This is a genomic window from Streptomyces sp. NPDC002104, from assembly GCF_053593795.1.
This window is the reverse complement of sequence record NZ_JBSFDF010000026.1, coordinates 43564-60971: the sequence shown is the minus strand read 5'-3', so window position 1 is coordinate 60971 and position 17408 is coordinate 43564. Positions and strand designations below refer to the sequence as shown.

At 71.6% G+C, this 17408-nt stretch carries 18 protein-coding genes; 8 read left to right on the top strand and 10 right to left on the bottom strand.

What is annotated here, in order from left to right; genetic code table 11:
* Positions 1–74: 74 nt before the first annotated feature.
* The 3 genes from ACWCP2_RS22145 to ACWCP2_RS22135 are packed head-to-tail and all read right to left on the bottom strand — an operon-like array spanning position 75 to position 2782.
* On the bottom strand, positions 75–842 hold the full coding sequence (locus tag ACWCP2_RS22145; RefSeq protein ID WP_450910292.1) for an amino acid ABC transporter ATP-binding protein: 768 nt from the start codon (positions 840–842) through the stop codon (positions 75–77).
* Positions 842–1783, bottom strand: a complete 942-nt coding sequence (locus tag ACWCP2_RS22140; RefSeq protein ID WP_450910291.1) for an ABC transporter permease subunit — start codon at positions 1781–1783, stop codon at positions 842–844. Before ACWCP2_RS22140 ends, ACWCP2_RS22145 begins: the two co-directional genes overlap by 1 nt.
* A 39-nt stretch (positions 1784–1822) precedes the next feature.
* On the bottom strand, positions 1823–2782 hold the full coding sequence (locus ACWCP2_RS22135) for an ABC transporter substrate-binding protein (protein WP_450910290.1): 960 nt from the start codon (positions 2780–2782) through the stop codon (positions 1823–1825).
* A gap of 524 nt (positions 2783–3306) precedes the next feature.
* Here ACWCP2_RS22135 and ACWCP2_RS22130 point away from each other — a divergent pair.
* From ACWCP2_RS22130 to ACWCP2_RS22110, 5 genes are all read left to right on the top strand, one after another.
* A complete protein-coding gene (locus ACWCP2_RS22130; RefSeq protein WP_389435543.1) occupies positions 3307–4509 on the top strand; it encodes an NAD(P)-dependent malic enzyme in 1203 nt (400 codons plus the stop codon).
* 114 nt (positions 4510–4623) lie between these two features.
* A complete protein-coding gene (locus ACWCP2_RS22125; protein WP_450910289.1) occupies positions 4624–5586 on the top strand; it encodes a zinc-binding dehydrogenase in 963 nt (320 codons plus the stop codon).
* A gap of 85 nt (positions 5587–5671) precedes the next feature.
* Positions 5672–5881, top strand: a complete 210-nt coding sequence (locus tag ACWCP2_RS22120) for a helix-turn-helix domain-containing protein (RefSeq protein WP_266881092.1) — start codon at positions 5672–5674, stop codon at positions 5879–5881.
* On the top strand, positions 5881–6393 hold the full coding sequence (locus ACWCP2_RS22115) for a Clp protease N-terminal domain-containing protein (protein ID WP_450910288.1): 513 nt from the start codon (positions 5881–5883) through the stop codon (positions 6391–6393). Before ACWCP2_RS22120 ends, ACWCP2_RS22115 begins: the two co-directional genes overlap by 1 nt.
* A 108-nt stretch (positions 6394–6501) precedes the next feature.
* A complete protein-coding gene (locus tag ACWCP2_RS22110) occupies positions 6502–7713 on the top strand; it encodes an ALF repeat-containing protein (protein ID WP_450910287.1) in 1212 nt (403 codons plus the stop codon).
* 55 nt (positions 7714–7768) lie between these two features.
* On the opposite strand, the gene ACWCP2_RS22105 is transcribed toward ACWCP2_RS22110, so the two are convergent.
* Positions 7769–8662 carry a helix-turn-helix transcriptional regulator gene (locus ACWCP2_RS22105; RefSeq protein WP_450910286.1) on the bottom strand — a complete coding sequence of 298 codons (894 nt, stop codon included), beginning with the start codon at positions 8660–8662 and terminating at the stop codon, positions 7769–7771.
* Between the two features lies 1 nt (position 8663).
* Positions 8664–9623 carry a DUF4097 family beta strand repeat-containing protein gene (locus ACWCP2_RS22100; RefSeq protein ID WP_450910285.1) on the bottom strand — a complete coding sequence of 320 codons (960 nt, stop codon included), beginning with the start codon at positions 9621–9623 and terminating at the stop codon, positions 8664–8666.
* Between the two features lie 146 nt (positions 9624–9769).
* Here ACWCP2_RS22100 and ACWCP2_RS22095 point away from each other — a divergent pair, with 146 nt between their 5' ends.
* Positions 9770–10588, top strand: a complete 819-nt coding sequence (locus tag ACWCP2_RS22095) for a hypothetical protein (protein ID WP_450910329.1) — start codon at positions 9770–9772, stop codon at positions 10586–10588.
* A 13-nt stretch (positions 10589–10601) separates the two neighbouring features.
* On the opposite strand, the gene ACWCP2_RS22090 is transcribed toward ACWCP2_RS22095, so the two are convergent.
* Entirely contained in the window at positions 10602–11546 is a 945-nt protein-coding gene (locus ACWCP2_RS22090) for a LysR family transcriptional regulator (RefSeq protein ID WP_450910284.1), read from the bottom strand.
* A 207-nt stretch (positions 11547–11753) separates the two neighbouring features.
* Here ACWCP2_RS22090 and snpA point away from each other — a divergent pair, with 207 nt between their 5' ends.
* Positions 11754–12428 (top strand): snapalysin, encoded by a 675-nt coding sequence (gene snpA, locus ACWCP2_RS22085; protein WP_450910283.1) that lies wholly within the window; start codon positions 11754–11756, stop codon positions 12426–12428.
* A gap of 257 nt (positions 12429–12685) precedes the next feature.
* Here the strand turns inward: snpA and ACWCP2_RS22080 are convergent, their stop codons facing one another.
* From ACWCP2_RS22080 to ACWCP2_RS22065, 4 genes are all read right to left on the bottom strand, one after another.
* Positions 12686–13270 carry a dihydrofolate reductase family protein gene (locus ACWCP2_RS22080; RefSeq protein ID WP_450910282.1) on the bottom strand — a complete coding sequence of 195 codons (585 nt, stop codon included), beginning with the start codon at positions 13268–13270 and terminating at the stop codon, positions 12686–12688.
* A gap of 112 nt (positions 13271–13382) precedes the next feature.
* The gene (locus ACWCP2_RS22075; RefSeq protein ID WP_450910281.1) at positions 13383–13982 is read right to left on the bottom strand and encodes a GNAT family N-acetyltransferase; all 600 of its coding nucleotides are present in this window, start codon (positions 13980–13982) and stop codon (positions 13383–13385) included.
* 138 nt (positions 13983–14120) lie between these two features.
* The gene (locus tag ACWCP2_RS22070; RefSeq protein WP_450910280.1) at positions 14121–15167 is read right to left on the bottom strand and encodes a family 2 encapsulin nanocompartment cargo protein polyprenyl transferase; all 1047 of its coding nucleotides are present in this window, start codon (positions 15165–15167) and stop codon (positions 14121–14123) included.
* Between the two features lie 78 nt (positions 15168–15245).
* Positions 15246–16652 carry a family 2B encapsulin nanocompartment shell protein gene (locus ACWCP2_RS22065; protein ID WP_450910279.1) on the bottom strand — a complete coding sequence of 469 codons (1407 nt, stop codon included), beginning with the start codon at positions 16650–16652 and terminating at the stop codon, positions 15246–15248.
* A gap of 247 nt (positions 16653–16899) precedes the next feature.
* On the opposite strand from ACWCP2_RS22065, the gene ACWCP2_RS22060 reads away from it, so the two are divergent.
* Positions 16900–17352 carry an RrF2 family transcriptional regulator gene (locus ACWCP2_RS22060; protein ID WP_450910278.1) on the top strand — a complete coding sequence of 151 codons (453 nt, stop codon included), beginning with the start codon at positions 16900–16902 and terminating at the stop codon, positions 17350–17352.
* The last annotated feature ends 56 nt before the right edge of the window (positions 17353–17408 follow it).

Sequence of the window (17408 nt, the reverse complement as noted above, 5' to 3'; positions counted from 1 at the left end):
GCGGTACGGGCCGGGCGTGCGTGAGGGGCGGTACGGAGATCCGTACCGCCCCTCACGCGTGGAACGCCGCCGTCCTACAGGACCTTCGAGAGGAAGGCCTTCGTCCGGTCGTGCTGCGGGTTGCCCAGCACCTCGCGCGGGTGGCCGGATTCGACCACGACACCGCCGTCCATGAAGACGAGGTTGTCGCCGACCTCGCGGGCGAAGCCCATCTCGTGGGTGACCACGATCATGGTCATGCCCGATTCGGCCAGGTCCCGCATGACGTCGAGGACGTCACCGACGAGTTCCGGGTCGAGCGCCGAGGTGGGCTCGTCGAAGAGCATCAGCTTCGGCTCCATCGCCAGCGCGCGGGCGATGGCCACGCGCTGCTGCTGGCCGCCGGAGAGCTGGGTGGGGTAGTTCCCGCCCTTGTCGCCGAGGCCGACCCGGTCCAGGAGCTTGATGGCGCGGGCCCGGGCCACGGACTTGGACTCGCCCTTGACCATGACCGGGGCTTCCATGACGTTCTCTATGGCCGTCATGTGCGGGAAGAGGTTGAAGCGCTGGAAGACCATGCCGATGTCCCGGCGCTGGGCCGCGACCTCGGAGTCCTTCAGCTCGTAGAGCTTGTCGCCCTTCTGCCGGTAGCCCACCAGGTTGCCGTCGACGTACAGCCGTCCGGCGTTGACCTGCTCCAGGTGGTTGATGCACCGCAGGAACGTCGACTTGCCGGAGCCGGACGGGCCGACCAGGCAGAACACCTCACGCGGGGCGACCTCCAGGTCGATGCCCTTGAGGATGTGCGCGGGTCCGTAGGACTTGTGGACGCCTTCGGCCTTCACCATGGCAGTCGAAGTCATCAGGCCACCGCCTTGCGGTTGGAGAAGCGGGAGAGGTTCGCCTTGATCTTCTGCAGCGGGGTGGGCGGCAGGGACCGCAGCGAACCGCGCGCGTAGCGGCGCTCCAGGTAGTACTGGCCGACGCTGAACACACTGGTCAGGGCGAGGTACCAGATCGACGCGACGAAGAACATCTCCATCACCGCGAACGAGGTCGAGGCGATGTCCTGGGCGGCGCGCAGCAGCTCCGGATACTGCACGGCGACCACCAGCGAGGAGGTCTTCAGCATGTTGATGAACTCGTTGCCCGAGGGCGGCACGATCACCCGCATGGCCTGCGGCAGCACGATCCGGCGCATGGTCTGCGTCCGGGTCATGCCCAGCGCGTGCGAGGCCTCGGTCTGGCCCTCGTCGACCGACTGGATGCCGGCGCGGACGATCTCCGCCATGTACGCGCCCTCGTTCAGGCCGAGGCCCAGCAGGGCGGCCAGGAACGGGGTCATGACCTGGGTCATCTCGTCCTTGTAGAACCCCAGGTTCAGGACCGGGAAGATCAGGGCGAGGTTGAACCAGATGAGGAGCTGCACGTACACCGGGGTGCCGCGGAAGAACCAGATGTAGAACCAGGCGATGGTGCTGGTCACCGGGTTCTTCGAGAGCCGCATCACCGCGAACAGGACACCGAGCACCAGGCCCAGGGCCATGGAGGCGACGCTGATCCAGATCGTGTTGAGCATGCCGCGCAGGATGCTCGGGTCGAACAGCTTCTCCGGCACGGTCGCCCAGCGGACGTTGCCCTGGGAGAAGGCGACGGCGAGCAACGCGACCAGAGCGATGACGACCACGGCGCTGACCCAGCGGCCGAAATGACGAACCGGAATGGCCTTGATCGCCTCGGGGGGGACGGACCCGGCCGGCGGGGTGTCCGCCGGGCCCGGGACCTTGTCGAGCTTGTCAGTCACAGTGACTGCCCTTCAGTGTGCTGCGGTGGTGCGCGGAGATCAGGAGCCTGCGTTGATCTTGGCCTCGGTCACGGCACCGGAGCCCGCGTTCCACTTGTCGAGGGCCGCCTTGTACGAGCCGTCCTTGATGATCGCGTCGAGGGCGGCCTTCAGCGCGTCGCGCAGCTCGGCGTTCTTCTTGTCCACGGCGATGCCGAACAGACCGGCGTCGGTCGGGTTGGCGATGGCCTCGAAGTCCTTGCCGCCACCGGCGGTCTGCGCGATGTACGCGGCGACCGGGGAGTCGTTGAGGTCGGCGACGGCGCCGCCGGCCTTCACACGGGTCTGGGCCTCGGCGTCGGTCGGGAAGGCCTCGATGGAGATCTCGCCCTTGCCGTCCGTCTTGCACTTGGCGGACTGGTCCTTGGCGGACTGCTCGTACGTGGTGCCGCGCTGGACGGCGACCTTCTTGCCGCAGAGGTCGTCGAGGGTCTTGATCCCGTCCGGGTTCCCCTTCTTGACCAGGATGCCGGTGGAGGCGCTGAAGTAGTCGACGAAGTCGACGCCGGCACCGGTCTTGGCGCCCTTGTCGTCCAGGCCCTCCTGACGGGCCTTGGTGTCGGTGAGCGAGGACATGACCACGTCGCTGCGGCCCGTCTGCATGCTGCCGATCAGGGTGTCGAAGGTGCCCGACTCGAACTTGAAGGTGACGCCGAGCTGCTTGCCGAGGGCCTCCGCGATGCCCGGGTCGACGCCGACGATCTTGCCGCCCTCGGTGAATTCCATCGGGGCGTAGGTGGCGTCCGTGCCGACCTTGACGACACCCGCGTCCTGGATCTTCTTCGGAAGCTTCGAGAAGAGCGGGGCGGCGTTCGCCTTGCCCGACGGCGTCGCGGCGGAACCCTTGTCCGTCTGGTCTCCACAGCCGGTGAGGATCAGGGCGCCGGCGACCGCGATCGCGCCGACCGCGGCGATCCGGGACCGGGCGGCGGTCGTACGGCGGGTGGTGCTTGCGGTCATGAGCTGGTTCCTCCGGCAGGTGGAAAGCATCGAAAAGCGGTCCGGCACGCCTCATCGAGTGTCGCGACCTTGTGTGATTAGGGGCATCTTGCCATTCGGACTGAGTCATTCAGGCAGCCCGTCAGGTCAAAATCGGATAACGGCAGCCCCTTCGTACCCAACAGGACTGCGGACAAGGCCCCTCAGAGCCGCACGAACAGCCGTGACCTGGTCCTTTTGCCGCACTATTTGCGGCGCGTCTCGCCCATCGGACAGAGAGGTTTGGACTTTTCGCCAAAACCGGGACAAGGGGCTTATGGTCGAGCGGGAATCGACTCGTCTGGGTGAGTGTTCTTCGGGTAGAACAGATCCTTACACCCCTCATCCGGGGCTCAGGGCGCGCGTGCGGCGCGCCCGCGCGTACGAACCTCCCCTTCGCGGAGACGGGCCTACAACCGTCGCCGTGAAGACGGACGCGGTGCCCGCCCACCCCTTAACCAGGAGTGGCCACCCTCAACGATTCAAAGACATAAGGGGTTAAGACAGTGGCAGCGGAGATCGTCAATCCTCGCAGCGACAGCGTGACGGACAACAACCCGGATGCGGTGTTCGCGCTGCACCGGGGCGGCAAGATGGCCATCGTGGCCACCGTGCCGGTCCACAACAAGGACGACCTGTCCCTGGCGTACACGCCCGGCGTTGCGAAGGTCTGCAGCGCCATTGCCGAGCAGCCCGAGCTCGTGAACGAGTACACCTGGAAGTCCAACGTGGTCGCCGTCGTCACCGACGGTACGGCCGTGCTCGGACTCGGTGACATCGGGCCCGAGGCCTCCCTCCCCGTGATGGAGGGCAAGGCCATTCTCTTCAAGCAGTTCGGCGGCGTCGACGCGGTTCCGATCGCGCTCGCCACCAAGGACACGGACGAGATCATCGAGACCGTGATCCGCCTCGCGCCGTCCTTCGGCGGGGTGAACCTGGAGGACATCTCGGCGCCCCGCTGCTTCGAGATCGAGCGCCGGCTCCAGGAAGCCCTGGACATCCCGATCTTCCACGACGACCAGCACGGCACGGCCATCGTGACGCTGGCCGCGATGCGCAACGCCGCGAAGCTCACCGGTCGCACCCTCGCCGACCTGCGCGCCGTGATCTCCGGTGCGGGCGCCGCGGGCATCGCGATCGCCAAGATCCTCGTGGACGCGGGCATCGGCGACGTCTGCGTCACCGACCGCAAGGGCGTCGTCTCCGCCGACCGCTCCGACCTGACGGACGTCAAGGCGGAGATCGCGGGCCTGACGAACAAGACCGGCCAGACCGGTTCCCTGGAGAGCGCCCTGGTGGGCGCGGACGTCTTCATCGGCGTCTCCGGCGGTACGGTCCCCGAGGCCGCGGTGGCGACGATGGCGAAGGACTGCTTCGTCTTCGCCATGGCCAACCCGAACCCGGAGGTCCACCCCGACGTCGCGCACAAGTACGCGGCGGTCGTGGCCACGGGCCGCTCGGACTTCCCGAACCAGATCAACAACGTGCTGGCGTTCCCCGGCATCTTCGCGGGTGCGCTGAAGGTCCGCGCGACCCGGATCACCGAGGGCATGAAGATCGCCGCCGCCGACGCCATCGCCGGTGTCGTGGGTGACGAGCTCGCCGCCGACTACGTGATCCCCTCGCCGTTCGACGCCCGCGTCGCCGAGGCCGTCACGGCCGCGGTCGCCGCGGCCGCCAAGGCCGACGGCGTGGCCCGCCTGGCCTGATCGCCGCGCCGAGCCGTACGAAACGGGGCCCGTCCGATCGATTCGGACGGGCCCCGTCGTGCTGGGCGGGGCGGGGCCTGGATCCCGGGGCTACCGACCGGTAGCCTCGCGGCCATGTTCGCTGCCTACGCCGCCCGAATCGACCGTGACCAGCCGCTGAACGGCCTCGTACTGGGCGAACGCCCAGCTCCCGAGGCCCGCCCCGGCTGGGTGACCGTGAACGTCAGGGCCGCCTCCCTCAACCACCACGACCTGTGGTCGCTGCGCGGGGTCGGCCTCGGGGAGGAGAAGCTCCCCATGATCCTCGGCTGTGACGCTGCCGGGACCGACCAGGACGGCAACGAGGTCGTCCTGCACTCCGTCATCGGCCAGACCGGCCACGGGGTCGGCCCCCGGGAGCCCCGCTCGATCCTGACCGAGCACTACCAGGGCACCTTCGCCGAGCAGGTCACCGTCCCCGCCTGGAACGTCCTGCGCAAGCCCGCCGAGCTCTCCTTCGAACAGGCCGCCTGCCTGCCCACCGCCTGGCTCACCGCGTACCGCATGCTCTTCACCAACGCCGGCGTCCGTCCCGGCGACTCCGTCCTGGTCCAGGGCGCGGGCGGCGGAGTCGCCACCGCAGCCATCGTCCTCGGCAAGGCGGCCGGCCTGCGGGTCTTCGCGACCAGCCGCGACGAGGCCAAGCGCAAGCGGGCCGTCGAACTGGGCGCCGTGGAGGCCTACGAGCCCGGCGCGCGGCTCCCCCAGCGGGTCGACGCGGTCATCGAGACGGTCGGCGCCGCCACCTGGTCGCACTCGGTCAAATCACTGCGCCCCGGCGGCACCCTGGTCATCTCCGGCGCCACCAGCGGGGACCGCCCGGCGCACGCCGAGCTGACCCGGATCTTCTTCCTGGAACTCAAGGTGGTCGGCTCGACGATGGGCTCGAAGGACGAGCTGGAGGACCTGCTGTCCTTCTGCGCGGCGACCGGGGTCCGCCCGGTGATCGACGAGACCCTGCCGCTGGACCGGGCCCGCGAGGGCTTCGAGAAGCTGGAGTCGGGCGACCTGTTCGGCAAGATCGTCCTCACCGTCTAGGCCGCCGCACGCCGCACCGGCCGAGCCGCATCGCGCGTGTCAATGTGGGTTGACGTCTCCCGTGCGTCAACCTACATTGACACCCATGACCGAAGCTACCGATCTGGCCGCACGCGCCGGTGACCGTGACCCGCGCGTGGGCCTGCGTGCCGTGGCCGCCCTCCGGCGGCTGCTGGAGCAGCTGGAAGCCGTACAGGTACGCGGGGCCCGCGCGCAGGGCTGGTCCTGGCAGGAGATCGCGGCCGAGCTGGGCGTCAGCCGGCAGGCCGTACACAAGAAGCACGGGAGGCTCTGATGTTCGAACGCTTCACCCGGGACGCCCGCTCCACCGTGACGGGCGCGGTCGCCGAGGCCGAGCGGACCGGGGCGCAGCGGGTCGGCGAGGAGCACCTGCTGCTCGCCCTGCTCGCGCTGGGCACCCTCGATCCGCTGGGCGTCGACCGGGAGGCGGTCCGCGCCGACCTGGCGGCGGCCCGCCGCCGGGGCGGCATGTCCAAAGCGGACGAGGAGGCCCTCGCGGATCTCGGCATCGACCTCACGGAGATCGTCTCCCGCGTCGAGGAGACCCACGGCGAGGGCGCCCTGGCGGACCCGGCCCCGCCCAGCCGCTCCGGCCGCACCCGCTTCACCCCGGGCGCCAAGAAGGTTCTGGAACAGTCCCTGCGGATCGCCCTGGGCCGCAAGGACCGGCACATCTCCACGCTCCACCTGCTGCTCGCCCTCCTCTCCCGGCCCGGTACGCCGGCCGAGGTCCTCGCGGACCACGGGGTCACCCACGCGGGAGCGGAGGCGGCCCTGACGGGTTGAGCGGCGGGCGCTCCACGGCACCCCTCACGTTCTTTGCTGCTGCGTACAACCATCGGCCCGGCTCGTGAGTCTGAGCCGCGTAAGTACGTTTTCTCTGAGGGGTTCTCCGTGAAGCTGTCCCGTATCGCCGCCGCGATCACCACTGCCGCGCTGGCTCCGGCGGTGCTGCTCGCGTCCCCGGCCCTCGCCGCGGGCCAGGGGCCCGCCGTGCCCGCCGGGACGACGGCTCCGACCGCCCCCGACCAGGGTGCGGCAGGCCAGGAGGGTGCGGACCAGGCCGAGCAGGACCGCAAGACCATCCTCGCGATCATCGCCGACCCGATGGCCAGCACGTACATGAAGGAAGCCGGCAACAAGGCCATCGCCGACGGCCCGGCGGCCATGCGCAAGTTCATCGAGACGGACCAGTACGTCATCCGCCGCGACGACTACCGCGTCCTCATCAGCCGCCTGGCGAACGACGCCGGCCCCGGTCTGATGGAGGGGATCAAGCAGATCATGCGGAGCGACGCGACCCTGGACGAGCTGCGGCACTTCTACGAGGTCACCCAGCACGAACTGCGCGACGACGACAACAGGGTCGACATCGCGCGGCTGATCGGGACCGGCGGCCCGGCGGTGAAGGAAGCGGGCAAGAAGGCCCTGCGGGGCACCCCCGCCGACCGCATCGCCTTCCTGAAGACGGGGCAGTACCTCGCGCAGGCCGCCGACGACCGGGCCGAGCTCGCCCGCATCGACGAAAGCTGGGACGGCCCCCTCCTGAGCGAGGCGATCAGGAAGATCCTCGGCGGTTCCGCGACCCCGGCCGAACTGCGCCACTTCCTCGAGGTGACCCAGTACGAGCTGCGCGACCAGGACAACCGCGCCGAGATCGCGAAGATCATCGACGGCGGGGGTCCGGAGCTGGTCAAGGCCGGCCGTGCCGCGCTCGCGGGCACCGCCGCCGACCGCACCGCGTTCCTGGAGACGGGCCAGCACGAGGCGCGCGCCAAGGACAAGCAGGCCCAGGAGGAGCAGGGCACGGGCGGTCAGGGCACCGGTGGCCAGGGCACGGGCGGTCAGGGCACGGGCGGACAAGGCACGGGCGGTCAGGGCACCGGTGCGGGCTCGGATTCGGGTTCCGGCTCGGGTTCCGTGGCCGGCTCCGGAACCAGCGGCGGCAACACCGCCGTCACTCCCCAGGGCGGCAGCACGTCTCCCCTCGCCTCCACCGGCGCGGGTGACTCCGCCCTCATCGTGGGCGGCGCGGGCACGGCCCTGGTCGCCGGCGGGGGGCTCCTGCTCGCCGCCCGGAGTCGCCGTACGCGCTCCGAGCGCTGAACCGCCTCGCCGCGGCCGTACAGGGGTCGGCCGCGGCGAGGGGCGGCCCTTCGGCCTAGGCGGGGCCGAGCTCCGCGGCGATGCGGGCGGCCGCCTCCGCCAGGTGCGTACGGGCCCGCGCCAGCTGGTCCTCGCCGACCCCCCGGTCGCGGGCCGCGTCGCGGATGTCGTCGCGGAAGCGGTCCAGCAGCCGGTCCAGGTCGCGGGCCGGGTCCCCCGTCGGCGGTACGTCACGCGCCCAGTCCGTGTCGGCGGCGGGCGCCTGCTGAGCCGAGGGGGCGGACGGCGCCGTCGCCGGGCCGGAGCCGCCGAGCCAGGCTCCCGCCAGGCTGCCCAGGACCCCGCCCGACTTCGCGAACTGCTCCTGCAGCTGGCCGGCGATGCGCTGGACCTCCTCGCGCGCCCGCTCCTGCGCCTCCTTGGCCTGCCGGCGCGCCTGCTGGGCCTCCTCGCGGGCCCTGCGGCTCTCGTCCTTCGCCCGGCGTGCCTGTTCCTTCCACTCGGCCTTCGCCTTGCGGAACTCCTCCTTGGCGGCCGTCCACGACTCGCCCTCCACCGAAGTGGCCGACGCGCTGGCCGCGGCCCGCAGTTCGCGCCGCAGATCGCCCGCGGCGCCGCTCACGTCGGCGCGGATCTCGGCGGCCAGTTCGGAGACCGAGTCGCGGATCTCCAGTTCCAGGTCGGCCAGTTCGCCGCCGCGGTCGGCCAGTTCGGCACGCCCCGCGTCGGTGATCGAGTACACCTTGCGCCCGCCTTCGGTCGCGTGCGTGACCAGGCCCTCGGTCTCCAGCTTAGCCAGACGCGGGTACACCGTGCCCGCGGAGGGGGCGTACAGCCCCTGGAAACGCTCCTCCAGCAGCCGGATCACCTCGTACCCGTGGCGCGGTGCCTCGTCGAGCAGCTTGAGGAGGTAGAGGCGGAGGCGGCCGTGGGCGAAGACGGGCGGCATGTCAGAGCACCTTCTTGTCGAACGTGAGCGGGGCGGCCGGGGCGGCGGGGGCGGCCGGGTCCGAGGCGGGGCGGCGCAGCAGCGCGATGGAACCGGAGACGGTGGTGGCGCGCAGCGTGCCGGCGCCGGCCCCCAGGGTGCCGGTGATCCGTTTGGCGCCCAGCTGACCGGAGACCTGCAGGTCCTCGAAGGCGTTGGAGACGCCGCCGGTGGCGGTGTTGGCCTCGACCCGGGCGTCGGCCGGGTGCGGGAGGCGGATGGCGACCTGTCCGGACACGGAGGTGAGGGAGATGTCGACCGGTCGCGGCTCGGGCCGGTCGTCGAGGGCCAGATCGATCAGCATGTCCCCGCTGACCGAGTCGGCCCGTACGGTGCCGACGGCTCCGTCGACGACCGTCAGGCCGCCGGACACGGAGTGGAAGCCGAATTCGCCGGTCACGGACTGGGCCTCGACCCCGCCGGAGACCGTGTGCGCCTTGACCTTGCCGGAGAGGCCCACGAGCGTGGTCTCTCCGGAGACCCCGTGGATGTCCGTGCCGCCTTCGATGCCGGACACGAAGACGGTGGCGCCGACCCTGGCCAGCTGGACCCGGGCGGCAGCCGGGACGGTGAGGGTCACGGTCGCGCTGCGCTCCCAGGCCTTGCGGCCGAAGCCGCCGGAGGACCAGGTCTTCCAGGGCTTGGCGTCGAACCACTCCTTGAACCCCTGGGAACCGTTCCAGGGGAGGTCCTCGTAGGAGACGGTCAGGACGCCGCCCTCCTGCACCACGTGCAGGGGCGGGCCGTCGACCTCGGACACCTCCAGGCGGGCCGGGCCCTCATCGGCGGCGACGACGTTGACCGTGCCGCCGACCACCCGGACCCGGACCTCGGTCACCGGCTCCTCGAAGGTGAGCTTCTGCGGTTCGGCGACCGACCATACCTTCGGCGGACTCTGCGGGTCCCGCGCTGCCTCTGCCATGGTGCTGACCCTCCTCGGCGTACGTGCACGCAACATATCGCGTCTTCTGAGGAACACGATATATCGCGGTTGTGGGAAGTCAAGGGCGTCGGGATGATCCAAAATCATCACTTCGGTCCGATTTGGCTTAGCGTGTGGGCATGTCGATCTCCCAGACCACGGCGGGCGGCCTGCTGCTCTGCCGCGCCGAGCCGCTCGCCGCCCGACCCGCCGCGCACATCCTGCGCGAACGCCTGCTGCTGGCCCCGGCCGGCGAGTGGAGCGTGCTGGTCCCCGAGGCCAAGCCCTGGCTCGGCGGCGCGGAATCCGTGGCCGAAGTCCTGGCGGGCTGGGGCGCGGCGGTCGCGCTGAGTTCCAACTGGCCGGTGCTGAGCCTGTGGTGGGAGGAGGGCCGGACCGGCTTCGTGCTGTCCTCGGGCTTCCGCCGGTCCGCGGCCTACGCGTGGGACGCGGCGGGCCGTCCGCACGGCGCCCCGGACGCCCCGGACGCCGATGCCATGCGGGTGCTCGCGGCGCGGCTCGGGCTGGACCCGGTCCTGGACCTGGAGGAACTGGAGCGCCTGACCCGCCCCGACACGGCGGCCGACGGCGAGTCCCGGCTGCTCGGCGTCATCGCGCTGCTGGCCCGCGCGGGGCTGGCCCTGCCGGCCGGCCTGAACCCGGGGGAGCCGGCCGACCGGCTGCGCGAGGCGGCCCGGGTCGCCCCGGCGGCGGAGCGGGTGGAGTGGGCGGGCTGGCGCGACACGGTGCGGGCGGAGCTCGCGGTGGTCGAGGACAGCCCCCTGGGCCCGTGGCTGCGGGGCCCCAAGGCGCGCCTGGCGGGAGCCGCGCAACTGGCCGCCGGAGCCCCCCTGATGATGTGGGCGGCCCGCCGCCGCAGCCCGGGCTGGCTGGCGGCGGGCACCGTCCTGGTGACCCACGGCGCGGCCGCCCTGGCCTACGACCGGGCCCGCCGCCGGGCCTGAGGGGAGCCCGCCCCTACGCCGCCAGCAGCGGGCTCGCGTTGCGCGCCAGCCAGGCCCGGTAGGGCGGGGTCCCCAGCGCCGCTTCGCGGTAGGCCGCGCGGAGGTCCTCGTACACCCCCTCGGACATGTGCGCCTGCACCCCGGGGCGGGTCGCCAGCAGGAGGCGTACGGCGAGCGGGTCGCCCGAGAGCGGGCGGATCGCCATGTCCTCGCGCGGTCCGGAGGTGGGCTGGCAGGGGGCGACGGCCTCGCCGGAGACGATCAGCGAGGTGGCCGTGTGGTAATCGGCGTGCAGCAGCGGCGGGTCGAGGCCGGCCCCCGCGAGGACCCGGCGCAGACCGTCCCACTCCCCGTCCACCGACGGGTCCACGGTCCACCGGTCGGCGGCGAGGTCCCGCAGCTCCACCACGGCCCGCGCCGCCGCGGGATGGTCCCGGGACATGGACACGAACTGCGGCTCCCGCTCCATCAGCACCCGTAACTCCAGCCCGGCCGGCATCCGCAGCGGGCTGCCCTCCACCTCGTGCACGAAGGCCACGTCGAGCCGGCCCGAAGCCGTCATCCGCAGCAGGGCGTTGGCGGACACGTCGACCATCAGGTCGGTCTCCGTGTCGGGCAGCCGCCGGTGCAGCCGCCGCAGCCAGCCGGGCAGGGCGCGGCTGGCCGTCGAGCCGATCCGCAGCCGGGGCCCCTGGGACAGCGAGCGGGCCTCCGCGACGAGGGCGGCCATCTCGGCCAGCAGCGGCCGCGCCCGCCCGAGTACGGTGCGCCCGAAAGGAGTCGGCCTGCATCCGGTGCGCTCGCGCAGGAACAGCTCCCCGTCCAGGGCCCGTTCGATGCGCCGCAGCTGCGTCGTCAGGGAGGGCTGGCTCACGCCGAGCTGCCGGGCGGCCTTGTGCAGGCTGCCGGCGTCGGCGATGGCGCACAGGGCGCGCAGGTGCCTGACCTCAAGCTCCATGTCCCGAGGGTAGGCCGGGCCGAGCCGACCGCACCAGTAACCGGTATCCCCTCGAATCCCGCCATTCTCACGGGAGTTGGTCTTCCGAAATCCTCCCGATAGCCCCGCGCTATCGGGGTCTGACATCATCCGCCGGCCCCTCCCGCTCCCGCAGACTCCGGTACCGAACGATCCCCCCACCGCACCGGATGAGCAGGAGTCCCCCACATGCGCCACTCCCGCAAGACCACTCTGTCCGCCGTCGGTCTCGGCGTCGCCGCCGTCCTCGGAGCCGTCGTCCCGGGCGCCGCCGCCTCGGCCTCCCCGGGCGCCGGCAGCCCGGCCACCTATGCCGCGTACGAGCAGTCGAAGGAGAACCAGGCCGCCAACCGCGCCTTCTTCGAGGCCGTCCAGCGCTCGGTGGCGCAGCAGCGTGCCGCCGCCCCGGGCGCGGCGGCCGTGACCGTCACCTACAACACCCGCAACGCGCCGAGCTTCCGCTCCCAGATAGCCCGTTCCACGCAGATCTGGAACAGCTCGGTGGTCAACGTCAAACTGCAGGAGGTGTCCTCGGGCGGGAACTTCTCGTACTACGAGGGCAACGACTCGCGCGGTTCGTACGCGAGCACGAACGGGCACGGCCAGGGGTACATCTTCCTGGACTACCGGCAGAACCAGCAGTACGACTCCACCCGGGTGACCGCGCACGAGACCGGCCACGTGCTCGGACTGCCGGACCACTACTCGGGTCCCTGCAGCGAGCTGATGTCCGGCGGCGGCCCCGGCACCTCCTGCACGAACCCCAACCCGAACTCCGCCGAGCGCTCGCGCGTCAACCAGCTCTGGGCGAACGGCCTCGTCGCGTCCCGCCTCGCCGCGTCCGGCCTGGACGCGAAGGGCTAGGACTCCCGGGGCCCCGGCTCTTCGAACCCGGGCTCGTACGCCGCGCACCCCCGGTTCCGGCAGGGACCGGGGGTCCATGCCGGGACGAAGATCCCCAGGGATTTGCGCCGTCCGACCACCGTGTCGACGGGGCTCCCGCAGGCCGGGCACGACTGCTGGTCGTGCCCGGCCCGCGGGGCGACCGTCCCGTGCGTCCGCTGGTCCCGCTGTTCACCGGCCATACCTCCACGGTAGGCCGGTTTCGCCGGTTCGGCGGGTCAGCGCTTGACGGCGTACGAGGTGATGACCTGGCCGCCGCCGAGGGCCTTGCACCCGGTCAGCTCCAGGGGGCGCGCCCCGAATCCGGCGCGGGACATCGGCATGCCGGTGCCGACGAAGACCGGGTACGTCTTGACGACGAAGGCGTCGATCTCGTCGACGAGCCGGCCCGCGAGGTCCGCTCCGCCGCACAGCCAGATGCCGAGCCCCTCCCCGGCCTTCAGCTCGCGGACCTTGGCCACCAGGTCGCCCTCGATCAGCCGGACCGCCGGGTCCGGCGCCTCGGTGAGCGAGCGCGAGACGACGTACTGCTCGCGCATGTGCCCGTAGGGGCTGGTCAGGCCCTGCTTGAGGCCGGGCTCGTACGTACCGCGCCCCATGAGCACCGTGTCGAAGTGCCGGGGTTCCGCGTCCTCGATCCCCAGCTGGACGCGCCCCGGGGTGGAGATGGTCTCCGGGTACTCGGCCTTGAGGTGTTCGACGAACTCCTGGTCGAGGTGGCTGTAGAGGAAGTCGGCGTCGCCGTCGGGGGCACCGATGAAGCCGTCGACCGACGTGGCGACGAAGTACGTGAGCGTGCGCAAGCGATTCTCTTCCGTTCGGCAGTGCACCCCCATCGAGGCACGTCGGCCAAAGTACTTCAGGTGAAGTGGTACGGCAAGGGGTGACCGGACCTGGGCCCCGGGGGCCGGCCCGTCACTGCGGCTTGCGCCACATCGGCCACATCAGCGGTCCGTCCGGCAGCCGCACCGCCTCGCCCGTGAACTGCCAGCCCAGCCGCTCGTACAGCCCCTTGCTGCGCTCGCTGCTCGCCTCCAGGTACGCCGGCACGCCCTCGCGGTCGCAGCGCTCCAGCACCGGCCGGATCAGCTCCGTGCCCAGCCCCTCGCCCTGGCGCCCGGGGGCGACCGCGATCATCAGCAGGTACTCGTGCTCCTCCGCCATCGGGTGCACCGCGCCGGTGAGCCGGCCCACCAGCTCGCAGCGCTCGTTGTCCGGGTCGGCGACGGCCCGCATCTTCGCCGGCACCTCGTCCTCGACGTGCTCGGCCTCCGGATCGCCCGCCGGGATCCGCAGCCACAGCGCCGCCGCCGAACCGTCCGCCGCGTAGTCGATCCGGCCCTCGGCCAGCGCCACGTCCACGAAGACGCCCAGGAACTTCCCGTGCACCGCGGCCCGGTGCTCCGGGTCGGGGAACACCCAGCTGCTCACGGGATCGCTGCGGAAGGCCTCGTCGAGCAGCCGCGCCACGGCGTCCCGGTCCGACGGTCCGGCTTGACGTATCTCCAGCCCCATGGGGTCACACCCTTCACATCACTCACGCCTCAACAACCCTGAGTGATCCTAGAGTTGACCCACCGGCGCAGAAAGGCCCGTTCCGGCACCATGCGGTGCCGGAACAGGCCTCCGGGGTCCCCCCTCGCCCCTAAGCGGTCACTTCGTGCGCCGGGTCACGAACTCCGCCAGCGCCAGCAGCCCGCCCGCCGCCCCGAGGTCCGGGACGGCCCGCGACAGCTGCTGCACCGCCCGCCCCATCCGGTCGGCGGCATGGGCCTGCGCCCAGTCCCGCCCGCCGGCCCGCTCCACCGCGGCGGCCGCCCTGACCACGTCCTCCCCGGTCATGGGACCCGCGTACAGCTCGGCGAGTTCCGCCCCCGCCCCGGTGCCCGAGGTGAGCGCGGCCACGACCGGCAGGGACTTCTTGCGGGCCAGCAGATCGGCCCCGGCGGGTTTCCCGGTGTGCCCGGGGTCCCCCCAGATGCCGATCAGGTCGTCGATGAGCTGGAACGCCAGCCCGGCCTCCCGGCCGAAGGCGTCCATCGCGTCGACCTCGTCCGGGCCGGCCCCCGCGTACAGCGCGCCGAGCGCGCACGCGCAGCCCAGCAGGGCCCCGGTCTTGGCCGTGGCCATCGTCAGGCACTCGTCGAGCGAGACGCTGCGGCGCTGCTCGAAGGCGCAGTCCGCCTGCTGGCCCGCGCACAGCTCGACGATGCAGGCGGCGAGCCGCGCCGAGGCCGCCGCCGAGGCCGGATGCGGGTCCTCGGCGAGCAGCCGCAGCGCGAGCGCCATCATGGCGTCACCCGTGATGATCGCGTCCGGGGTCCCGAAGACCGTCCAGGCCGTGGGCCGGCCGCGCCTGCGCACGTCGTTGTCGATGACGTCGTCGTGCAGCAGCGTGAAGTTGTGCGCCAGCTCCACGGCCACCGCCGCCCGTACGGCCTCCCCCGCCGCCCCTTCCCCGCGCAGGGCCTGTGCGGCGGCGAGCACCAGCGCGGGCCGGATGGCCTTGCCGGTGCTGCCCGCCGCCGGGGTGCCGTCCTCGCGCTGCCAGCCGAAGTGGTACATGGCCACGTTCCGCATCGAGCCGGGCAGGCTCTCGACGGCCCGGCGCAGCTCCGGGTTGACCGTTTCTCTCGTCCGTTCCAGCAGGACGGCCGCTTCGTGCCCCTCGCTGGTGGTCATCGCCTCAGTGGTCGACATGGCGTGTGCGCTCCGTCCCGTCCTGTCCCGTCCCGCCCCGTGGCCTCCGCGCCGGCGCCGGTTCCGGCGCCGGCCGGGTCAGCGCCAGCGGGCGATCTCGACGTTCTCCAGGACTCCGAGCGCGTCCGGCACCAGGACCGCCGCGGAGAAGTAGGTGGTGACCAGGTACGAGATGATCGCCTGCTCGCTGATCCCCATGAACCGCACCGAGGTGCTCGGCTCGATCTCGTCCGGGATCCCGGGCTGGTGCAGGCCGATCACGCCCGACTCCTCCTCGCCGGTGCGCATGCAGAGGATGGAGGTCGTACGGGCGTCGCTGATCGGGATCTTGTTGGACGGGAACATCGGGACCCCGCGCCAGGAGGGCACCCGGTGTCCGCCGATCTCGACCGACTCCGGGTACAGCCCGCGCTTGTTGCACTCGCGGCCGAAGGCGGCGATGGCCTTGGGGTGGGCCAGGAAGAACTTGGAGCCGCGCCGCATGCTGAGCAGCTGGTCCATGTCGTCGGGGCTGGGCGCCCCGTCGTGGGACTGGATGCGCTGGTCGTAGTCGGCGTTGTGCAGGAGGCCGAAGTCGCGGTTGTTGAGCATCTCGTGCTCCTGGCGCTCCCGCAGCGCCTCGACCGTGAGCCGCAGCTGCTGCTCGGTCTGGTTCATCGGCTGGTTGTACAGGTCGGCGACGCGCGTGTGGACGCGCAGAACCGTTTGGGCGATGGAGAGTTCGTACTCGCGCGGCCGGGCCTCGTAGTCCACGAAGGTGCCCGGCAGCACGGCCTCGCCCTGGTGACCGGCGGAGAGGTCGATCGCCGCCTCGCCGTACTTGTTGGTGCGCTGCTCCGGCAGGTCCCGTACGGAGTCCAGGTGCGCGCGCAGCGAGTCGACCCGGTCGGCGAGGATCTGGAAGTCCTGGCGGGAGAGGACGAGCACGGTGCCGGCGGTGGCGGCCCGGGCGGTGTACTCCCAGATGGCCTCCTCGTCGACGAGGGCGTCCTCGCCGAAGAAGGCGCCGTCGGCGACGGTCTGCAGGACGGCGTCGTCCCCGTACGGGCCGGGGCCGATCTGGTCGATGCGCCCGTGGGCGAGCAGGAACACCTTGTCGGCGGGGCTGCCGAAGGAGGTGAGCTCCTGGCCAGGCTCGAAGTCGATCTGGTGGCAGCGCGCGGCGAGTTCGGCCAGCGCGTCGGGGTCGTCGTAGTCGCGCAGGACCGGGAGCTCCCCCAGCTCCGCCGGAATCACCTGCACCTGCGTGCCGGTCTTGATGAACTCCACGATGCCGTTGCCGACGGAGTAGCTCAGCCGGCGGTTGACCCGGTACGTACCGCCCTGGACGGACACCCAGGGGAGCATCTTCAGGAGCCACCGCGAGGTGATCTCCTGCATCTGCGGAGCGGACTTGGTCGTGGTTGCCAAGTTCCGCGCGGCCGATGTCCCCAGACTGCGCTGCGGTGCCTGGGCCTCGGATTCGGAACCCGCCTGGACCGACATGAATTTCCCCTTCGATCACTCCATGAATCTGCGGGAGGAGCCTTTCAGCACGGACCGTGGTGAGACCATTACACAAAAGGGTGGGACTACTCCGTTCGTGGCTGGGCACCCTTTTGAGTTCACCTCCCGCCTCACGAGGCACTTGGACCCCACCCGTTTCAGCCATCCACCGAAAACGCCCCGCGCACCCCCGCGACGACCGGCGCCTAAATTTGCACGGTGGATGCAAGTTTTCTACGCTGGACCCATGCGGCTGACCCGATTCACCGACCTCGCCCTGCGCGTCCTGATGCGCCTGGCCGTCGCGGAGGAGGACCTCCCCACCACCCGTGACGTGGCGGCGACCATGGAGGTCCCGTACACCCACACCGCCAAAGTGGTCGCCAAGCTGCAGCATCTCGGCCTGGTCGAGGCCCGCCGCGGACGCGGCGGCGGCCTCACCCTGACCCCGGCGGGGCGCGCCGCCTCGGTGGGCGGGCTGATCCGCGAACTGGAAGGCGCCGGCGACGTCGTGGACTGCGACGGCACCGTTCCCTGTCCGCTGCGCAGCGCGTGCGTCCTGCGCGGGGCGCTGCGCCGCGCCCAGGAGGCGTTTTTCGCCTCTTTGGACCCCCTGACGGTGAACGACCTGGTCGCGGCCCCGACCGGGCCGCTCCTGCTGGGCATTTCGGGCGGATCGCCGGGGGCCGGAAGGCCCTGACGACGGGGGTCGGATGGCCGGTTCCCACCGGCCATCGGCCCGCATAGCCTGACACC